Origin of the sequence: Pseudemcibacter aquimaris (genome assembly GCF_028869115.1) — a bacterium.
Taxonomy (GTDB): domain Bacteria; phylum Pseudomonadota; class Alphaproteobacteria; order Sphingomonadales; family Emcibacteraceae; genus Pseudemcibacter; species Pseudemcibacter aquimaris.
The window spans coordinates 1,925,256-1,943,196 of the sequence record NZ_CP079800.1 but is presented as its reverse complement, the minus strand read 5'-3'; the positions used below and the strand labels follow the sequence as shown (position 1 = coordinate 1,943,196).

Sequence of the window (17,941 nt, the reverse complement as noted above, 5' to 3'; positions counted from 1 at the left end):
AGGACAGATATGTTAGAAGACGCCATAGACAATGACGGACAATTAAAGGCAGAAATTCTTGAAGAATTATATCAGGAAGCATTAGAACTGAGCAGCTCTATTGTCGAGTATCTGCAATCCAATAAAAAGACAAGTCTGAAGACCATTGGTGCGGACCTGATGGGCTATTATACCCTTGAATGTAACCGTATGACCACAGGTGTCATGCAGGCGATGTCATGGTGTCTTATGCAAAAAGGGGTGCGTGGCGGCGAATTAAGTGTCAGTGACGCGGCCGAAAAGAAAAACCGCCTTAGCGATAATCACATGTTTGATGTTCCCATTGGATGTGATACCGATAAATTCCCACCGCAATTCATTGAATATTCCCTTAGGGTTCGTGACCTTTACGCGAAAATTGTGCGTATCGACAGGGTGCTATATGACGGCGGTGTCGTGGAAGAAAACCCCGTTCATAACTTAATTGACGAGATCGAGCGCAAGAGTTAAGCGCGAAACGAAAAAAGGCCTTCCGAATTTTCGAAAAGCCTTCTTAAAATCTTATCTTCTAAAAGAATGTTACTTCTTTTTAACGCCGAAGTTTGCAAAGCGTTTGTTGAATTGTGCCACACGACCTTTGTCAGAAACTTTCTTCGCGCCACCTACCCATGCAGGGTGTGATTTAGGGTCAATTTCAAGTGTAAGCGTATCGCCTGCATTGCCCCATGTTGTGCGTGTTTCATATGTTGAACCGTCAGTCATCGCAACGGTAATTGTGTGGTATTCTGGATGAATATCTTTTTTCATAGCTAATCTCTTTTCTATCTCTTTGAGCAAAATTCCAACTCTGCTCGAGCAAATTAATTGCGCTTATATACCCAAGTGGCTGTCCGGTTGCAAGCGGGAATCTGGTTTATTAAGCATTTTTCATGAAAAAAATGAATTTTTCACGTTCTTTCATTGTTCAGTACGCATCTAACTGCTATATCCCCTTCTTGAATATATTTATTTAATACTTAATTAGATTTCATGGCTGATCAGAAACAAAGCAACGGCAGGACGCCGGATAAGGACGAAGCACCGCGCGGTAAGGTAAGCGAAGCAAAGCTGCTTTGGGTGTTTCTTTCCCCCTATAAACCAACGATTATAAAGGCGTTGATTGCGCTTGTGGTTGCGGCGGGTGCGACGCTCGCGATTCCGCAGGCTATCCGTCAAATCATTGATCAGGGTTTTTCTTCGGTCAGTATTGAAACCATTAATTTATATTTCCTAGGGTTGATGGGTATTGCGCTCATCCTCGCGATGGCGACATTTGCACGTTATTATATGGTGACGTGGCTTGGGGAACGGGTCGTCACCGACATCCGCAGCGAAGTTTTCGCAAAAGTTTTAACCTTAAGCCCGGTGTTTTTTGAAAAGAACCGCTCTGGCGATATTCTTTCTCGTCTTAATACCGATACGACCGTCATCCAATCGGTTGTGGGCTCAACCGCATCCGTGGCGCTTCGCAATCTGATCACCATGATTGGTGGTCTTGTTATGATGCTTTATACCAATTGGTTATTAACGGCATATGTGTTCATGTTGCTGCCGTTCATTGTGGCGCCGCTTATTGTGTTGGGTCGAAAAGTGCGCAATTTATCACGCACATCACAAGATAAAATCGCCGACGCAAGCGCAACTGCCAATGAAACCATTGGTGCCGTTCAAACGGTGCAAAGCTACACACAAGAAGCATTTGAAAATAAGAAATATTCATCCTCTATCGAGGTGGCATTTGGCGCGGCCATTAACCGCACCCGTATGCGGGCGGTGCTCACGTTTCTAATTATCCTGCTGGTGTTTGGTGCAGTGGATCTTGTGTTATGGCTTGGTGCCCGTGATGTGATACAGGGCAACATCAGCAGCGGTGAACTGACCGCATTTGTGATTTATGCCGTGCTTGTGGCCGGCGCCATGGGCGCATTATCCGAAGTATACGGTGAACTGCAGCGCGCCGCCGGTGCCGCAAGCAGATGTCTTGAGATTATTTCCACTGAAAGTGAAATTCAGGCGCCGGAAAATCCGGCAACATTCCCGGAAGTAAAGCAAGGAAGCCTTGCGTTTAAGGATGTGACATTCGCATACCCATCGCGCCCGACAGAAAACATCCTTGAAGATTTTAATCTTGAGGTAAAAGGCGGTGAAACCGTCGCCATCGTTGGCCCGTCTGGGGCTGGTAAAACAACAGTATTTCAATTGCTGCAACGTTTTTACGATCCGCAGGCGGGCGGCATTTCAATCGACGGCGTGACGTTAACAGACGCCGACCCGATTGAGGTAAGACAGCATCTTGGTGTCGTAAGTCAGGAAACAATGGTATTCGCCACCACCATTGCGGAAAATATCAAATACGGTAATCAGGACGCAACCGATGAAATGATCGCGGAAGCAGCCCGCGCGGCCCGTGCCGATGAATTTATCGACCGATTACCGGAAGGAATGGAAACATTCCTTGGTGAACGTGGTACGCGCCTTTCGGGCGGTCAAAGACAACGTGTTGCCATTGCCCGCGCGATTTTACAGGACGCGGAAATTCTGCTGCTGGATGAGGCAACATCGGCGCTTGACGCGGAAAATGAAAAACTTGTGCAAGCAGCCCTTGATAAATTGATGCAGAATAAAACAACTCTTGTAGTCGCACACCGCCTCGCCACTGTACAAAAAGCCGACCGCATCGTCGTCATGGACCACGGCAAAATCGTCGAAAGCGGCAACCACGAAGAACTAATCAAAAAAGGCGGCCTCTACGCCCACCTTGCCGGACTTCAGTTTGGGGTTTAGGTAGTATATATCGGATTAAGTCGATAGGATTTGTGGATGCTGAATCAAGTTCAGCATGACGTTGTTTTTATATGGATATCTAAACAATAAACGTCACCCTGAACTTGATTCAGGGTCCATGTCACTGAGTGATTTTCTTGTATAATTCTTTCCAGAAAGGGGGATGAGTGAGCTGAGAACAGGCCTCTTAAGGAATATAAATTCAAGGTAGTGGATACCAATTTCTTCTCACTTATTTAGAACTACACAGGTGCTTCACCTGCTCTCATATTTTCTCCATATTAAGATAAGGTTTCCGTAATGAAATTACCTACTCTTAGGTCCTGAATAAAGGCAGTATCAGGCTTCTTTAAGGGTGTCCGGCTCATTCCTAATGTCCAGGCCTTAAGTCATTTCTATATCGCTCAAGCTTATCCCTGTTAAAGCACCTCCAACCTACTGCCTTTAAGTCAGCCTAGAGTTCAGGAAACTTATTAGAAAGTCCATAAGGATTCTCCTTTTTCCTGTGATTAATAGGGACTTAGTATATGTAATAGATGTTTTTGCAACTTCAAGAGGAGTTGTTAGATTTTTTAATAATCCTAACAAGTCATCCCAAACTTGATTTGGGATCCACGGAATCCTATCAATGGATAGATTTTTCAGCAATTGGCGTTTTCATGGATTCCAAATCAAGTTTGGAATGACTATTTGTTTAGGTTGCTCGAGATCCTGAACCGAGTTCAGGGTGACATTATAATAAGAAAGGTTTGCCTATTGTGAATAGTAGATCTTTCCTTATTTTGTAAGGTAGAGAACGAAAATTGTCTAATACCCAATCATCCCTTATTTTTTCAAAGAAACGATTTTCATTTAAATTATTAAGAGCCAATATAGGATGTTCATGATACATTAACGAAAATATCTTTTTTAAGGCTTTACAGGTTTCATTGTAAAATTCTTTGAAATCAAATTCATATGTATTATTGGCATAACCTAAATATATAATATAATTTTTAAATTCTATTTTTAATATAGGATCATGATTTTGATCAAGAATATAGTAATCAGCATTCTTTTTAACACTGCTTAAGCATTCATGGAGTGTGTTAAATAAATCTAACAAAAATTTGAATATTTTCACGTTGTTTATATTATATGTATAGTTATCAAAAGTAAGAAGTAAATTGCCTTTAAAGTATTGGTTTGAAAGAGAATTAAGATCTAAAATTGAATTATTGTTATAGCATTCTTCATCTATATTTAGATCACCAACGTGAGTAATTTCAAAATCAATAATATCGGCCATCGTTAATCTACTTCTGATCCAACCGCATCTCGATCCGTCTATTCCGACTATACGCCTCTTGCGTATCGGCCGGATCAAGGGGGTGGAATTGTCCAAAGCCGGTGGCGGCTAATCTGTCGGCGGGGATGCCGCGGCTGATTAGGAATTTTACGACCGATAATGCACGTGCGGTCGATAGGTCCCAGTTTGACGGGAATTGCGCCGTGCGGATCGGCAGCACGTCCGTATGACCATCAACACGTAAAATCCAGTCCACATCATCGGGGATTTCCGCCATGATCGCGGTTAACGTATCGGCGAGCTTTGCCATTTCGGCCTGGCCACCAGACCCAAGGGTTGCGGAGCCAGAACCGAACAGCACTTCCGATTGGAAAATAAAGCGGTCGCCCTGAATACGGATATCCTGACGGTCACCAAGTGCCTGACGGAGCCTGCCGAAAAATTCAGAACGGAATTGATTTAATTCATTGACCTTGCTCGCGAGCGCGGTGTTAAGACGGGAACTTAGATTTTGAATGACGGCCTGTTGTTCTAAATCTTTTGCTTCTGATGCCTCAAGTGCCTCATTTAGCGCAGCGAGCTGCTGACGTAATGATGCGAGCTGTGCATTTAAGGTCGCGACTTGATCTTGCGCGCGTTTTGAAAGCTCACGTTCACTGCTAAGATTTTCCATCGCCACATTATAGCGGTTCTGAAGATCGGCGATGGTTGATTGTTGTTCGCTATTGGAACGGGACACACGGCCGGATAGTCCCTCTGCCTCCGCGAGGTCGGCCTCTAATGTCTGGATGCGGCGTTGCATTTCTTCGCGGCTGCTGTCGGCCATTTGAAGGCTTGCGGATAATTGCGCCACATTTGAACGCAGGTCATCATTGGCTTGGCGTTGCAGGTTTAAAAGATCACTTAATTCAAGCACTTGTGTTTCAAGCTTTTCTAATGCCTCATCACGGCCGGAGAGGGCTTGTCCTAAGAAAAACTGCGCCAGCGCAAAAATCGAAAGCAGGAAAATGATCACGAGTAGCAATGTGCTTAACGCATCAACAAATCCGGGCCATGTATTATCGGTTGAACCACCGGGGCGGCGGCGTCCCTTGGAAAGCAGCGCCATATTAATCTTCCCTCTTGGCGGTCAGGGCTGGCTTTTTGTTCCCCTTTGGCTTTATTTCCGGCATTTCGTAATCAGTTTCTTCGGCGGAAACGGTTTTCACCGGTTCTTTTGGTTCTGGTGCTGGCTGTGCAAGTGCCGCTGATGGGGCAGGGGCTGCGACTTTTGCGCTGCCGTCCATGGCGGCGCTGATGGTACGCGCAAGAACACGGATTTCCGAATGTAGGTTATCGGCAAATTTATCCTGTGATTTAATGGTTTCATCGGTCAGTGTTTTAAGCTGAACATCAATGTTGCGCAGGTGGTTTTGGCTGACCTCGTCACCACCATCCTTTAACGCACCAAGGAATGTGACCATTTGTTTCATCACCGAACGCATTTCCGTCTGATGATCCACAAGCGACGATAATTGAATTGAAAGATTGGTAATCGCTTTATTGACTTCTGCGCGGTTTTCTTCTGATTTTGAAATGACCTTATGCAGGTTATCTAGGCTGTCGGCAGATTCCTCTAATAACGCGCTAACATACGCCGGAACGGATGCGTCACCGGCTTCAAGGGCGATGTTTGAACCCGCACTTGAAAGTTTTGTGATGCCGGAAAGCCAGTCTTCAAGGTGATTGAAAAATCTGCCCTGTGCTTGCCCGGTTTGAAGGTCAATAAACCCAAGGATCACGGAACCTGCAAGACCGAATAATGATGAACTAAAGGCCGTACCCATACCCGCAAGCGGCGCGGCGAGGCCCTCTTTCAAATCTTCGAACATTAATGAAATGTCATCTGTGCCCACTTGTAAGCTGTTGATGGTGTCACCAATGCTGCCGATTGTACCCAGAAGGCCCCAGAATGTACCCAGTAGCCCTAAGAATATAAGCAATCCGATGATGTAACGGGTGATCTCGCGTCCCTCATCCATACGGGCGGCGACGCCATCAAGGATCGTATTCATGGACGCGGTTGATAATGATAGTTTCTTGCTACGCTGTTCGTTCATCATGGTTGCCATGGCGCCAAGCAGGGCCGGTGCTTCCGGTGGTACTTCGCTGCTGTCGGCTTTTTTAAATGTTTCAAGCCATCCAACCGCAGGGATCAGTGTGATAGTTTGACGCATGGAAATAACAATACCGGCCACTAAAACAAGTGCAATTAAACCATTAAGGCCCGGGTTCGCCGTAAAGGCAGATTGCATGGTCGGGAATAAAACGGCACAAACGATAATCACGCCAATAAGGAATATAATCGTGCGGTTCAAATATTTCTGCGGTTTAATCATTTTTACTATGGCTCCCTGTATCGCCGAATGGTCTTGATATTTGCATTAAAGAATAGCGCATAGCGCCTTATTATCAATGTGTTTTTTATCCAGTTTGACGAGATGTTATCAATGTTGGCCGCCACTGTCCAAGAATTAGTTGGCAATATTATGACGGGAATGGGGTTTTTTGTAGGTTTCCCTTAATTGGTCATAGCCCGACTTGATCGGGCTATCCATACCGGTATAGATTTTTCTTGTAATGGATTACCCGATCAAGTCGGGTAATGACAACAGAGGAGAATGCATCAATTGACTTGCCCGTCAATTCGCGTAAAATTGCGTAAAAGGGGGGCGATATGATCCATTACCACATTATCATCAGAAGAACAAAACTTACCAATCTACCTATATCAATAAATCCTTTATCCTTAATAACTAAAGGCTAATTGTGAGATAGTTTATGAAGTATTCTTCCTCATATTTTTGGATAATAATATTTTTCTTTTGTGGCCTTATTTTTTATGGATTTTGGAGTTTAGCTTTTAAAAAAATAGAACGGGATTACCCATCATATAAATGGAACCAGAAACTTGAGGTGGAAGTAGATACTCCAGAAGGAATGATTGTCGGGGCGTCTGTTGTCAGGGCAGGTGTGCTTTTTCAACCAACATTTGGACTGCCTGAAGCTTCACGGATTTCTGAAACCTTAACTGGTGAAGCGACCATTGTAGAACTTCCAAATGAAAAATATTTGTTTGTACTGCTTGGTGACCCCGTCGCCATGGCTCAGCATAGTTTTAAAGCAGAAATCCATGGCAGTTTTGATGCAAGGATGGGTGACATGATTGATTATTACCCGAAACTTCATGTTCTTCGAACGAAGGTGCCGCTTCTGCGTGATCGATATCCGCTGTTTGTCACCTTTGATGATTTGAATGATCCAGCTTCAGTAAAGTTGGTTGATCCAGATGATCTTGTCGCCACTTTTGGGGAAGGATATACCCTTAAGTCCGTTACGCTTGAGATTACGGATGAAGAGGTGACAAGTGGTGGTGTGGAGAAGGTATTGCCATGGATAAATAGTGAAACAGTATTGAAAAATCCAACGTGGCGTTCTTTACCGACTTTGTCGCAAAAAACTATTAGCGGTTTAAAGAAACCTATTGGCAATAAATAATGAATTCGCTGGATCAATCCCGCCTGATTGTGATCCTTAGTCTGTCCATGGGGTTGTCGCCTGTTGGTCCTAATGCGTGGAGGGCGATTTTGTTTTCGTTTATTCCTTCACCTTCGATGGCGATTTTGGCTTCTAACGCGCGGTTGAATGCTTTACGCATGGCGCGCTGGTGTGCGGAATTTTCGGTCATGTCGCGTCTGGCCATGGGTGGGGTGGCGTAGCTGTAAATATGAATGGGCAGGTTCATTTTTTTCACCTTAATAAGCCACCTGCGTAATGATTTCATGTTTTCTTCTTCAAGCAAGATTTGCTGCGGATGAAAACTGATCAGTAATGGTTCGATATTGGTGAGCGACCCTGCGTTTAAGAAAATTTGCGCCTGTTCGCTTGGCGTGGGTTCAGGAGGCGCGCTTTGCGCAAAAGAAAAAGCCGGCAACATCGCGAGCCAAAGCGCAGAGCTTAAAGCAAGGTGTGTTAACGGCTTTTCATTCATTTCTATTTAGGCCTTTTAAAAGTGAGTTACTTCTGTTTTTCTCACTTTTGTTTCTCTCTGTGGGCCTTTCTGGCGTTCGATAGCAATTTCGTTACTTTACCATGTATATGCCCGTTTGTGGCAAGAATTTGTCCGGTTTGCAACATTTTTGCTCGTCCATCGAATTCGCTAACCATGCCGCGTGCTTCGCGGACCATCAAAATTCCGGCGGCGATATCCCATGCTTGAAGCCCTTCTTCCCAGAAACCGTCATAACGGCCAGCCGCAACCCACGCAAGATCAAGGGCCGCTGAACCAAAGCGGCGCACGCCGGATACTTCACCCATGATGTGTTCAAGGTTGGTTAGGAATGTGTCCTGATGCGGTCTTGCGTGAAACGGAATGCCCGTTGCAAGCACGCTTTCGGTTAAGTTTTTACGGCCCGATACATTCAAGCGGCGATTGTTAAGGTACGCGCCGCGGCCTTTCTCCGCCCAGAAAAGATCATCGGAAACCGGGTTATAAATAAGCGATGCGACAATTTCACCACCCTGTTCAAGGGCAATGGAAATGGCGAAATGCGGAATGCCGTGCAGGAAGTTTGTTGTGCCATCAAGCGGATCAACAATCCAGACGCTGTTGCTGTTGTCCTTTGGTGGAATGTCTTCGCCTTCTTCGCGGATGAAACCAAATTGCGGGCGGGCGTATTCCAGTTCTTCTGTAATGATTTTTTCGGCCTTAAGGTCGGCTTTGGATACGAAATCCGCTGGCCCCTTCCTAGAAACCTGAAGGTGTTCGACCTCGCCAAAATCGCGGGCTAGGCGGCTGCCGGCCTTGCGGGCGGCTTTTTCCATTACGTTAATGAGGGCAGATTGTAATGCCATGGGGGTATCCTTAAATTACTTAACGCGCTCGTTATATGTGCCGTCTTCGGTGTTGACCTTGATCTTGTCATCTTGGTTGATGAAAGTCGGTACCATCACGCGCATGCCATTATCAAGCACAGCCGGTTTGTTGGATGATTTTGCTGTTTGCCCCTTAACAACTGGTTCTGTTTCAACGACCGTTAATTCAACTGTCGCCGGAAGATCAACACCAAGCGGTGTTGTTTCATAATATTCAACAACCACTTCCATACCGTCCTGCAGGAAATCTGCCTTGGCACCAAGGAATTCTGCTGAAATTTCGATTTGTTCGTAAGTTTCAGTGTCCATGAAAGTGTACATTCCGTCTGCTTCGAACAGGAATGTTTGGTTCTTTTGTTCAAGACGAACTTTTTCCACCTTTTCCGATGAACGGAAACGTTCGTTTAATTTACGACCGTCCAAAAGGTTCTTAAGTTCTACCTGTAAGTATGCGCCGCCTTTACCAGGTTGCGTGTGTGCGATTTTAATGGCAGCCCAGATGCTGTCCTGATGTTCGATTACATAACCGGGGCGAATAGTATTGCCAGGTATTTTCATGGTTTCACCTATTTAAAAGAGCTCTAAAATAATTTGGCGATAATTACCACCAAGCTTAATGTTTTGCAAGTTAATATGATCTTTTTGGATCGACCTGATTTAATGGGTCGGCGCCGCTTTTAATACGGTTGTAATTATCCAGTATCTGCCTTGCGACGCGGCCCTTATCGGTCGGGCTCGAAATATGCGGTGTCACATGGATTTTCGGATGACGCCAGAACGGATGATCCGTAGGTAATGGTTCTGTCGCAAATACATCGAGAAGCGCACCGGATAAATGTTCCGATGATAAGGCATTCATCAGGTCGTCTTCCTTTAAATGATCGCCACGGCCAACGTTTATCAGGAACGCACCCTTTTTCATGGCGGCGAAAAGATCCGCGTTTAAAACGTGTTTTGTCGTTGGTGTTAACGGCAGCAAGCACACAACAATATCCGCACCCGCAACGGACGCGTTAAGCTGGTCATCACCATAATAACTTTTGACATTATCGATATTTTTTTCAGAACGGCTCCATCCCGAAACGGAATATCCATTCACATCCAACAATTTTGCCGTCGTGCTGCCCAGTTCACCAAGGCCAAGGATCGTGACATTCTTACCAGTCAGGAAATCCATTGGGCGCCAATGACTTGCGGCCTGTTGTTCACGGTAATAGGTAAGGTGTAATCGGTGGTTTAATATGGCCGCAAGAACGAATTCCGCCATTTGATCCGATAATGTGTCATCAACAAAACGGGTGATCGGAACCCCTTCCGGCAATGATGGATCGGACAGGATATTTTCCACACCCGCGCCATATGACGCGATCAGTTTTAAATTCGGAAAATCATTTAATACGCCCTCATCATGTTTCCAGACAATCACACATTCAATATCGTCCTTATTGCCGCAATCTGGGTAAATGCGCACCTCGGGACAATCATCAAATTGTTTCAGTTTGCTTTCAAGAAGGGTCGGGTCAACTTGGTTTAGTAAGATTAAAATAGCCATGATTACACTTTATAAATAAGTTTCAGAAAAATCATTTGTATAAAAATTCAAATGTATAAATAGTTGAATTGAATATACCTTTTATCAAATTAAAAACAATAGGGATAACGTTCAATAGCCCTTAATAAAAGTGCATATTAACTGAACCAATGGTAATGGGTCACCGTATAAGAAACATGGACATGATTTTAAAAACAATTACCGCAGATAACCGGGTGCAACGCGGTTATCAATATACCCTTACCGAAGAAATGGGCCAGAATTTCGCGGACGGGTTCCAGCCGCATTTTACCCCGCAGCAGATGTTGGAATATGGTGTTTTTGAAGGGTGTTATTTAAACAGCGCCCAAAATGAATATCCGGCCAGTTGGTTTGAAAAGGCAAAATTGTCTGATCATCCTGATCCCGATATTAATCTTTTTAAAATAAAAAGCAGGCAGCCATTACCCGTATGGAAGGCGAAGGGATGGATCATCGGCCCCGATCCGCGTGGCTGGTTCGAATGGTATTGCCGATATTACATGGGCCGCCGCATTGCGGGGGTGGATGAAAAACAAATTAAACGGTGGCGCGCCTTTAAAAGGCACGCGGCGCAGGTCAAGAAAAACTGTGACCCGGGGAATATCTGGTGCCGCCCGAAACAGCGACAAGGATTGCTGCAATGGGCTTATGATCCCTTTATTTAAGGGCGCGGATTTAAAGATCAGAAAAATATTGATTATATGAAAAACTGATTTATTGTTTTCATGAATGGGGAGTAATCATTGAATAACAAAACAACAATCGATCAATCGAATATGCTGATGCCAATGGTGGTGTTTGCCGTGTTGTTTTTTGTGTTCGGCTTTATCACGTGGCTTAATGGTTCGCTTATTCCTTTTTTGAAAATCGTTTGTAACCTTAATGATTTTGAAGCGTTATATGTGACGTTTACTTTTTATATTGCCTATACGGTGATGGCGTTTCCCATGGCGGCGATTTTAAGACGCACGGGTTACCGTAACGGTATGGTTCTGGGGCTGATGATTATGGTTGTGGGGGCGCTTTTGTTTGTTCCGGCGGCAATGGCAGCAGAATATTTTTTCTTTCTTGGTGCGCTTTTTATCCTTGGCACGGGGTTAACCATTTTACAAACGGCGGCCAACCCGTTCATCATTTATCTGGGGCCACGGGAAACGGCGGCGAAACGCATCGCGGTTATGGGGCTGATTAATAAGGTCGCGGGTGTTGTGGTGCCGATCGTATTTTCCGCGCTGGTGTTAAGCGATGTTAATGACGCATCGGAATTCGCCATTCTTGTGTTATCGGAAGCCGAGGTGCAGGAATTATCAGAACGCCTGATCATGCCATACATCGGCATGGCGGTGATTTTTGTGGTGCTTATTGGCCTGCTTTATATGGTGAAAATCCCCACATTGGGTGATGAACTTGAAAAAGAAAGTGATAATGACGAAAAGAAAAGCATTTTCGATTTCCCCCATACAGTGCTGGGCGCGGTGGCGATCTTTTCTTATCTGGGGGTAGAGGTAATCGCGGGCGATACCATCAACCTTTATGGTTCCACCCTTTATATGGAAGAATTTTCGGTACTAACCGCATTCACCATGTCGTTTATGGTGGTTGGGTACATCATCGGCGTCGCCGCAATCCCACGGGTCGTGAACCAGAGCCAGGCACTGGGTATTTCAGCGTTTATAGGCGTGATGTGCATCATCGGTGTGGTGATGAGTTCCATTGATGATTTTTATATTTCAGAAATCCTGTGGGGATGGACCGGATTGGTGACCCTACCAAACAGCATCTTTTTCGTGGCAATGATGGGCCTTGCGAACGCAATGGTCTGGCCATCGGTGTGGCCGCTTGCGCTTGATGGCCTCGGTAAATTTACCGCACAAGGGTCGGCGCTCTTAATCGTCGGCGTCGCCGGCGGCGCATTAATCCCGCTCGCCTTCGGTCGCTTGACGCTGATGTTCGGTGAAATGCAACTGGCGTACCTGATCTGCGCGCCATGTTATTTATACATCCTTTTTTATGCGTTTAAGGGGCATAAGATTAGGCAGTGGAAATAAATATACAAAAGAGAAATAAGAGTATTGGGTTTTTGTGGATTTACTGCTTTTGTTTTATTTATGACATGCTATTAAATAAATTTGATACATCATTATATCTAGATTTACTTAAGCAATTTTTATAAAAATAACCTGGTACAAATATTGCATTTTTTTCAGGATTATTTTCTTCATAAAAGATAATGATTTCATCACCTTCTTTCGGTAAATTAAACCCTTTGTATTCTGTGTTCTTAAAAGATTTAATCCACTGAATTCCCTCATATTTTTTTTCATTTACATAAAATTCTGCATTAATTCTCCAACCTGATCCTACTACGAAAGGAAAGGGCGAATATTGTGCATATGTAATTTTTCCAACAGCAATTTTCCCAAAATTAAGTAACTTTGAAGGAAATAACACCATTGCTTTAATGAATAAACCGAACAAAAATATAATGACTAGAAGCACAGAAAAATCTTTTATACTTTTCTCTAGAAGTCCCATTTTAATTAGCAAAGCTAATAGTAAGGCACTAATAAACAAAGATAAAATAAATATCCAAAAGGGTAACCTTTTGTATCCGATCATCCCTTCTGGTCTAAAATCATCTTTTGCCTTAAGATTATCTATGTAAATTTTCATTTCTGGTAACAATTAATATTCCTATAGCTAAAGACCAAGGTAGTAGATGCACTTGATTTCTATATCCTCCACTACTTCACTACATCCGTCTTAAGCTTCTGATATAAATACCCGATCCCAATCAACGCGCCGCCGAGGCCCATGAAGGATAGGGCGCGGGAGAGGCCTTCTAGTTCGCTCATGTCCCCAAGGAATACTTTTAAGACGACGACGGATAATACACCAAGTCCGGCGAGGCGGATTGTTTCGTTTTTGCGTTTAAGGCCAACGACCAATACGGCAATGGCGTATAGTAACCACACAAGGGAATAGCTGTAAATTTCCCAGTCGTTTTCTGGGGCATATCCGCCGGATGGGTGGAAGAAATGCCTGATTTCCGCGCTAAGCCAGAGCCAGAAACCAAAGAAAGCAACCGCGCTATATAATTTAAGGCTTTTGCTTTTGCCCGATATTTTTGCGAGATATGCCTTAACCCCATAAAGCAGGGACGGGATAAAAATTTGCAGGAATTGCAAATTGAAAATGATGATCGGCTGTAAATCAATGGTGCCAAAGAACACATTGTTGGCAATGCCGCCCCCGATGATTAGGCCGAATAATGACACCACGGTCATAATGCGCCTTAAAATACCCAGAAGCTTGTCTTGATCCTTAATTTCCCGCCACATCAATATCACGGTGGCAATGGACCAGTTGATGGATTGCAGCGCGATTTCAAGATCGGTTGGCCCCGATGACAGTTTGTTTGTCTGGCTAAACAGGGCGCGGATTTCAAGGGTGACGAAACTGATTAATAAGATGATCCATCCGGCCTTTAATGTGGTCATCAAGCGGTCATTTTTATCGCCATCGTTAAAGATTTTCGATGCCAGATAAAATAAACCTGCGGTTAAGCCGTACCCATAAAATAACCAGTTGATCGCAGGCAGTCTGCCCGGTTGATAATCAAAAATGGATGCGTTTAAGAACAGACGGGCGAGGATCACGGCGGCAAGGATAAATGCCAAATGACGCAGGCCCCGAACCCCCGTTTTTTGCCAGATGTATCCAAGCGCCACAAGTTCCAGCGCAAGGGCGAAACTAAGCCATGCTTCGCGAAGCACGAAACTGATACCCAGCGCAATGGCGGTGGTTGCCCCCGCGGCATATGCGGCAAGGACCGCTTGATTATCCGTTCCCATCGTATCGCGGATGATTTTTGTGCCGAATGTCAGCAGCAGCGCCACCACAACCGCAATCGCGCCAAATGGCAAACTGGTTTCAAGGTTAAACATGCGCCAATAGGCAATCACCAATATGGCGACAGGCACCAGATTACCCATGCTCGCCCATAATGCCGGTCTTGCCAGATGTTTTAAGCGCAAGAATATCGCCATGCTAATCAAAACACCGAACCATAATGACACGGTTACAAAGGTCTGCGTGCCGGGTTCGGCAATTGGTGACCAGATAAAGGTACGAATATCCGGTTCCGATAATATTCTTTCAATTTCAACCAGACTTGGCACATGCCATGTGGCCAGTAAAAACAGCACGCCGAATATTGCGAACACACCGCCCGCGTCATTTTCCTGATGTTTATGGACGGCGTATGCCTGCCCAATGACACCGATGCTGATGATGAATAATCCGATCGATGAATAATGTTCAAGCCGCACGATAGACACAAGCAGAATAACCGATAATAAACTGGCTAGGTCCGACATGATCGTGACCGGATGGGCGGGGATTAATCCTTTTAATGTTAAATTTTCTGATCTTGCCGCGCTCGCGCCACTTAAAAGCATTGCGTTTAATGCGCTTAAGGCAAGCAGGTACGCGCCAACAGGAACAATGTCACCCACTTTCCAGTTGCTGAATATCCAGATCACGGCCCATAACATCGCCAGTAATATGGTGACACCAGCCACATCGATCCATGCCCGTTTTCGTGCGCACCATAATGTGGCTCCGGTAATCACCATCAGGTACGGGAACAACGCCCAAGCATTGCCTGATCCGGTCGATACCAGAATAGGAATAAAAAAGCCGCCAATCATCCCAAGATAGGCAAAAAAGCGCCCATGATATATGGCAAGCCCGGTGGATAGGAAACTTAGCGCCGTAAGCCCAGCGAATGCCACAAGCGGCGGTATCAAATCATATAACCCATATGATGCATAAACGGCGGCGAATGCGGTGAATATACCCGCGGCCGATATGGCGGACGGAACATAATCCGGTAAATCACTTAAAAGCGGCGTTTTAACACGGCGTTGACGTAACCCTTCGCCGCCAATGGCCATGATCACACCGATGATGGTGCCCATGGTGACGCGCACACCGGGGCTTAATAACCCCGCATCAATGGAATATTTAACGAGGAACCCACCACCAATGGCAAAGGCAAGCCCGCCAAGCCAGATCATCCATTTTGATGAAATTTCCTTTTCAATCTCTTTAAATCGGGATTTAAGGGTTGGTTTGGGGCTTGATACTGTTTCTTGTTTTATGGGTTTAGGGGCGGTTTCTGTGGCTTGCCAAGGTTTTTCTTCTGAAATTTCTGCTTCTTCGACTGTTTCAGGGGCGGGGGCGACACCGTCATTTAATCTTTTTTCAAGATCGGCAAGCTTTTTCGCGAGCCAGTCCATATTGCTTTTTAATTTTTTGTTATCTGCATGTTGTCTAAACATGAAAATAATCATGCCGATCAGAACAATAAACAATAAAGAAGAAGACAAAATATTCCCCTAAGATTTTATTTCTTAAATTATATTTATGGCCCAGAGTGTAACATAATAAAGTAAGATGACAAGGGACGGTCTTCTTTGACGTTTGGTGTGTTAAATGCTACCATGCTAACACATCAGAGAACGGGAGGACGTTATGAAATTCTTACCCTTGTTAGTCCCTTGTGCCCTGCTGATGCTCACAGCATGTGATACTGAGCAAACAAAAATAGCCGAAAAGAATACAGAAACAGAAAATATTGCAGTGGATACGGGACCGGATTTTGATCTGGTTTCAACACCTGTTGGCAGCGTCAGTTTCACGACGGGCTGCCATGCGGATGCATCCGAACTTGTGGAACGTGGCGTCGCCCTTATGCATCATATGATGTATGACGAGGCACGCATGGTGTTCAGCATGGCTAATGATACCGATAGCGGTTGTGCCATGGCCTATTGGGGGGAAGCAATGACATACGTAAACCCCTTATGGCCGGGGGCAGCATCGCCGGAATTAATGGCGCGTGGGTTGTCGCTGATTGAAAAGGCGAAATCAATCGGCGGCCATAATGAACGTGAACAACTTTATATCCAAACGGGTGCAAATTATTTTGTTGATGGCATTACCAAAACCGAAAAAGAGCGTTTGAAACGTACGGAAATGGCGTGGAAAATATTACACGAAACCTATCCGGAAGATTTGGATGCTAAGGCATATTACGCGCTCTTTATGATTGCGACATCGGATATCGCCGATCCTGACCTCGTCGGGCAACGAAAAGCAGCCGACCTCGCGTTTGAGGTGCTCGCTGAAAACCCGGACCACCCGGGCGCCCATCATTATGTGATCCATGCCTATGATAATCCGGTGCTTGCGGGCGATGCCCTTGAAACGGCGGATAATTACGGTGCGATGACACCGCGTGTGCCACATGCGACCCATATGATGACCCATACATACACAAGGCTCGGGTTATGGGATAAGGCCATTGAATGGAATAGCATTTCTGCGGAAACCGCACTTGCTATTTGCATTGAAACCGGTGAGGTCAATTTACATTATACCCATGCGCTTGATTATCTGGCCTATGCCTATTTGCAAAAAGGGGATGATGCATCGGTGATCAGGGTGCTTGGGGATGCGGATGAATTAAAACCGCCCTATAGCGAACTTAACCGTGCGGCGTCGGCTTATGCCTTTTCCGCGTTACCGGCCAGATATGCGCTTGAACGTCGTGATTGGCAGGCCGCATCGGAAATCGCCCCAAGGATGCCGGTAAGTTTCCCATGGGAAAAAGCGCATGACCAATATGTGGCCATTTCCCACTTTGCCAAGGCACTTGGCTTATCGCATATGGGTAAATTTGAAGAGGCAGAAGTCGAAATTGAAAGACTTCATGATATGCATGAAGAACTTCTTGAAACGAGCCCATATTGGGCAGGGCAGGTTGAAATTCAAGAGGTTGCAGCGCGCGGCTGGCAGGTTTATTTAAGCGGGGATCATGATTATGGTCTTTCGATTATGCAAAGAGCCGCTGATCTTGAGGCCGCAACCGAAAAGCATGCTGTAACACCAGGTGAAGTGCTTCCGGCGGCGGAACTTTATGGTGATATGTTGCTTGCGTCTGAAAAATATGAAGAAGCGCTGAATGCCTATAAAATCGCCCTTAACAGAAGCCCCGGCAGATATAACAGCCTTCACGGTGCCGCAACCGCCGCCATGGGAATGGGCGATAGTGACCTGGCAGAACAATATCTCGCTGAACTGCGCCGCAACACAGAAAACGTTGAAGGCGGAAGAAAAGTGGCCAGTGACGTTAATATGCTGCTTGCTGGGTTATAGTTTTTAATAAGCACTTATATTTAAATTCGTCACTCGCCGCTTTGTTCGGTGGGTGGCGATTTAATTTGTAATGCCTTTAATGGGTATAGGATAAAAAATGGTATTGAAGAAAGAAAACTAAGTTTTTCTGATCTTAGTGA

The 17,941-nt window shown here is 45.1% G+C and carries 16 protein-coding genes; 6 read left to right on the top strand and 10 right to left on the bottom strand.

Features of this window, described 5'->3' with window-relative positions:
• The first annotated feature begins 9 nt into the window (after positions 1–9).
• Positions 10–489 carry a DUF1465 family protein gene (locus KW060_RS09200; RefSeq protein ID WP_249034523.1) on the top strand — a complete coding sequence of 160 codons (480 nt, stop codon included), beginning with the start codon at positions 10–12 and terminating at the stop codon, positions 487–489.
• A 69-nt stretch (positions 490–558) separates the two neighbouring features.
• Here KW060_RS09200 and rpmE read toward each other — a convergent pair whose 3' ends face one another.
• Entirely contained in the window at positions 559–786 is a 228-nt protein-coding gene (gene rpmE, locus KW060_RS09195; RefSeq protein ID WP_249034522.1) for a 50S ribosomal protein L31, read from the bottom strand.
• 222 nt (positions 787–1,008) lie between these two features.
• Between rpmE and KW060_RS09190 the strand changes: the two genes are divergently transcribed.
• A complete protein-coding gene (locus tag KW060_RS09190; RefSeq protein WP_249034521.1) occupies positions 1,009–2,802 on the top strand; it encodes an ABC transporter transmembrane domain-containing protein in 1,794 nt (597 codons plus the stop codon).
• 733 nt (positions 2,803–3,535) lie between these two features.
• On the opposite strand, the gene KW060_RS09185 is transcribed toward KW060_RS09190, so the two are convergent.
• The 3 genes from KW060_RS09185 to KW060_RS09175 are packed head-to-tail and all read right to left on the bottom strand — an operon-like array spanning position 3,536 to position 6,468.
• The gene (locus KW060_RS09185) at positions 3,536–4,090 is read right to left on the bottom strand and encodes a hypothetical protein (protein WP_249034520.1); all 555 of its coding nucleotides are present in this window, start codon (positions 4,088–4,090) and stop codon (positions 3,536–3,538) included.
• A gap of 7 nt (positions 4,091–4,097) precedes the next feature.
• Entirely contained in the window at positions 4,098–5,198 is a 1,101-nt protein-coding gene (locus KW060_RS09180) for a peptidoglycan -binding protein (protein WP_249034519.1), read from the bottom strand.
• Between the two features lies 1 nt (position 5,199).
• Positions 5,200–6,468, bottom strand: coding sequence for a MotA/TolQ/ExbB proton channel family protein (locus KW060_RS09175; protein WP_249034518.1), 1,269 nt, complete (start codon positions 6,466–6,468; stop codon positions 5,200–5,202).
• A gap of 442 nt (positions 6,469–6,910) precedes the next feature.
• Here KW060_RS09175 and KW060_RS09170 point away from each other — a divergent pair, with 442 nt between their 5' ends.
• A complete protein-coding gene (locus tag KW060_RS09170) occupies positions 6,911–7,627 on the top strand; it encodes a hypothetical protein (RefSeq protein WP_249034517.1) in 717 nt (238 codons plus the stop codon).
• A gap of 13 nt (positions 7,628–7,640) precedes the next feature.
• Here KW060_RS09170 and KW060_RS09165 read toward each other — a convergent pair whose 3' ends face one another.
• The 4 genes from KW060_RS09165 to KW060_RS09150 all read right to left on the bottom strand — a co-directional run bounded on the left by KW060_RS09165 (position 7,641) and on the right by KW060_RS09150 (position 10,556).
• Complete coding sequence (locus KW060_RS09165; RefSeq protein WP_249034516.1) at positions 7,641–8,120, bottom strand: hypothetical protein; 480 nt, start codon at positions 8,118–8,120, stop codon at positions 7,641–7,643.
• Positions 8,121–8,161: 41 nt separating this feature from the next.
• Positions 8,162–8,983, bottom strand: a complete 822-nt coding sequence (locus tag KW060_RS09160) for an inositol monophosphatase family protein (protein ID WP_249034515.1) — start codon at positions 8,981–8,983, stop codon at positions 8,162–8,164.
• A 15-nt stretch (positions 8,984–8,998) separates the two neighbouring features.
• On the bottom strand, positions 8,999–9,562 hold the full coding sequence (gene efp, locus KW060_RS09155) for an elongation factor P (protein ID WP_249034514.1): 564 nt from the start codon (positions 9,560–9,562) through the stop codon (positions 8,999–9,001).
• Positions 9,563–9,632: 70 nt separating this feature from the next.
• A complete protein-coding gene (locus tag KW060_RS09150; RefSeq protein WP_249034513.1) occupies positions 9,633–10,556 on the bottom strand; it encodes a 2-hydroxyacid dehydrogenase in 924 nt (307 codons plus the stop codon).
• A gap of 182 nt (positions 10,557–10,738) precedes the next feature.
• Between KW060_RS09150 and KW060_RS09145 the strand changes: the two genes are divergently transcribed.
• Both KW060_RS09145 and KW060_RS09140 read left to right on the top strand, forming a co-directional pair.
• Positions 10,739–11,242: a hypothetical protein gene (locus KW060_RS09145; RefSeq protein ID WP_249034512.1), complete on the top strand. Its 504-nt coding sequence runs from the start codon at positions 10,739–10,741 to the stop codon at positions 11,240–11,242.
• Between the two features lie 78 nt (positions 11,243–11,320).
• Complete coding sequence (locus KW060_RS09140) at positions 11,321–12,625, top strand: sugar MFS transporter (protein ID WP_249034511.1); 1,305 nt, start codon at positions 11,321–11,323, stop codon at positions 12,623–12,625.
• Positions 12,626–12,683: 58 nt separating this feature from the next.
• Here the strand turns inward: KW060_RS09140 and KW060_RS09135 are convergent, their stop codons facing one another.
• Positions 12,684–13,262 (bottom strand): hypothetical protein, encoded by a 579-nt coding sequence (locus KW060_RS09135; protein ID WP_249034510.1) that lies wholly within the window; start codon positions 13,260–13,262, stop codon positions 12,684–12,686.
• A gap of 59 nt (positions 13,263–13,321) precedes the next feature.
• Positions 13,322–15,970: a DUF2339 domain-containing protein gene (locus KW060_RS09130; RefSeq protein ID WP_249034509.1), complete on the bottom strand. Its 2,649-nt coding sequence runs from the start codon at positions 15,968–15,970 to the stop codon at positions 13,322–13,324.
• 145 nt (positions 15,971–16,115) lie between these two features.
• Here KW060_RS09130 and KW060_RS09125 point away from each other — a divergent pair, with 145 nt between their 5' ends.
• Complete coding sequence (locus KW060_RS09125) at positions 16,116–17,801, top strand: tetratricopeptide repeat protein (RefSeq protein ID WP_249034508.1); 1,686 nt, start codon at positions 16,116–16,118, stop codon at positions 17,799–17,801.
• Positions 17,802–17,941: the final 140 nt, after the last annotated feature.

Bases quoted from the DNA above. Each gene is read 5' to 3' on its own strand.
- KW060_RS09200 (WP_249034523.1), top strand. From the start codon at position 10: ATGTTAGAAGACGCCATAGACAATGACGGACAATTAAAGGCAGAAATT.
- rpmE (WP_249034522.1), bottom strand. From the start codon at position 786: ATGAAAAAAGATATTCATCCAGAATACCACACAATTACCGTTGCGATG.
- KW060_RS09190 (WP_249034521.1), top strand. From the start codon at position 1,009: ATGGCTGATCAGAAACAAAGCAACGGCAGGACGCCGGATAAGGACGAA.
- KW060_RS09185 (WP_249034520.1), bottom strand. From the start codon at position 4,090: ATGGCCGATATTATTGATTTTGAAATTACTCACGTTGGTGATCTAAAT.
- KW060_RS09180 (WP_249034519.1), bottom strand. From the start codon at position 5,198: ATGGCGCTGCTTTCCAAGGGACGCCGCCGCCCCGGTGGTTCAACCGAT.
- KW060_RS09175 (WP_249034518.1), bottom strand. From the start codon at position 6,468: ATGATTAAACCGCAGAAATATTTGAACCGCACGATTATATTCCTTATT.
- KW060_RS09170 (WP_249034517.1), top strand. From the start codon at position 6,911: ATGAAGTATTCTTCCTCATATTTTTGGATAATAATATTTTTCTTTTGT.
- KW060_RS09165 (WP_249034516.1), bottom strand. From the start codon at position 8,120: ATGAATGAAAAGCCGTTAACACACCTTGCTTTAAGCTCTGCGCTTTGG.
- KW060_RS09160 (WP_249034515.1), bottom strand. From the start codon at position 8,983: ATGGCATTACAATCTGCCCTCATTAACGTAATGGAAAAAGCCGCCCGC.
- efp (WP_249034514.1), bottom strand. From the start codon at position 9,562: ATGAAAATACCTGGCAATACTATTCGCCCCGGTTATGTAATCGAACAT.
- KW060_RS09150 (WP_249034513.1), bottom strand. From the start codon at position 10,556: ATGGCTATTTTAATCTTACTAAACCAAGTTGACCCGACCCTTCTTGAA.
- KW060_RS09145 (WP_249034512.1), top strand. From the start codon at position 10,739: ATGATTTTAAAAACAATTACCGCAGATAACCGGGTGCAACGCGGTTAT.
- KW060_RS09125 (WP_249034508.1), top strand. From the start codon at position 16,116: ATGAAATTCTTACCCTTGTTAGTCCCTTGTGCCCTGCTGATGCTCACA.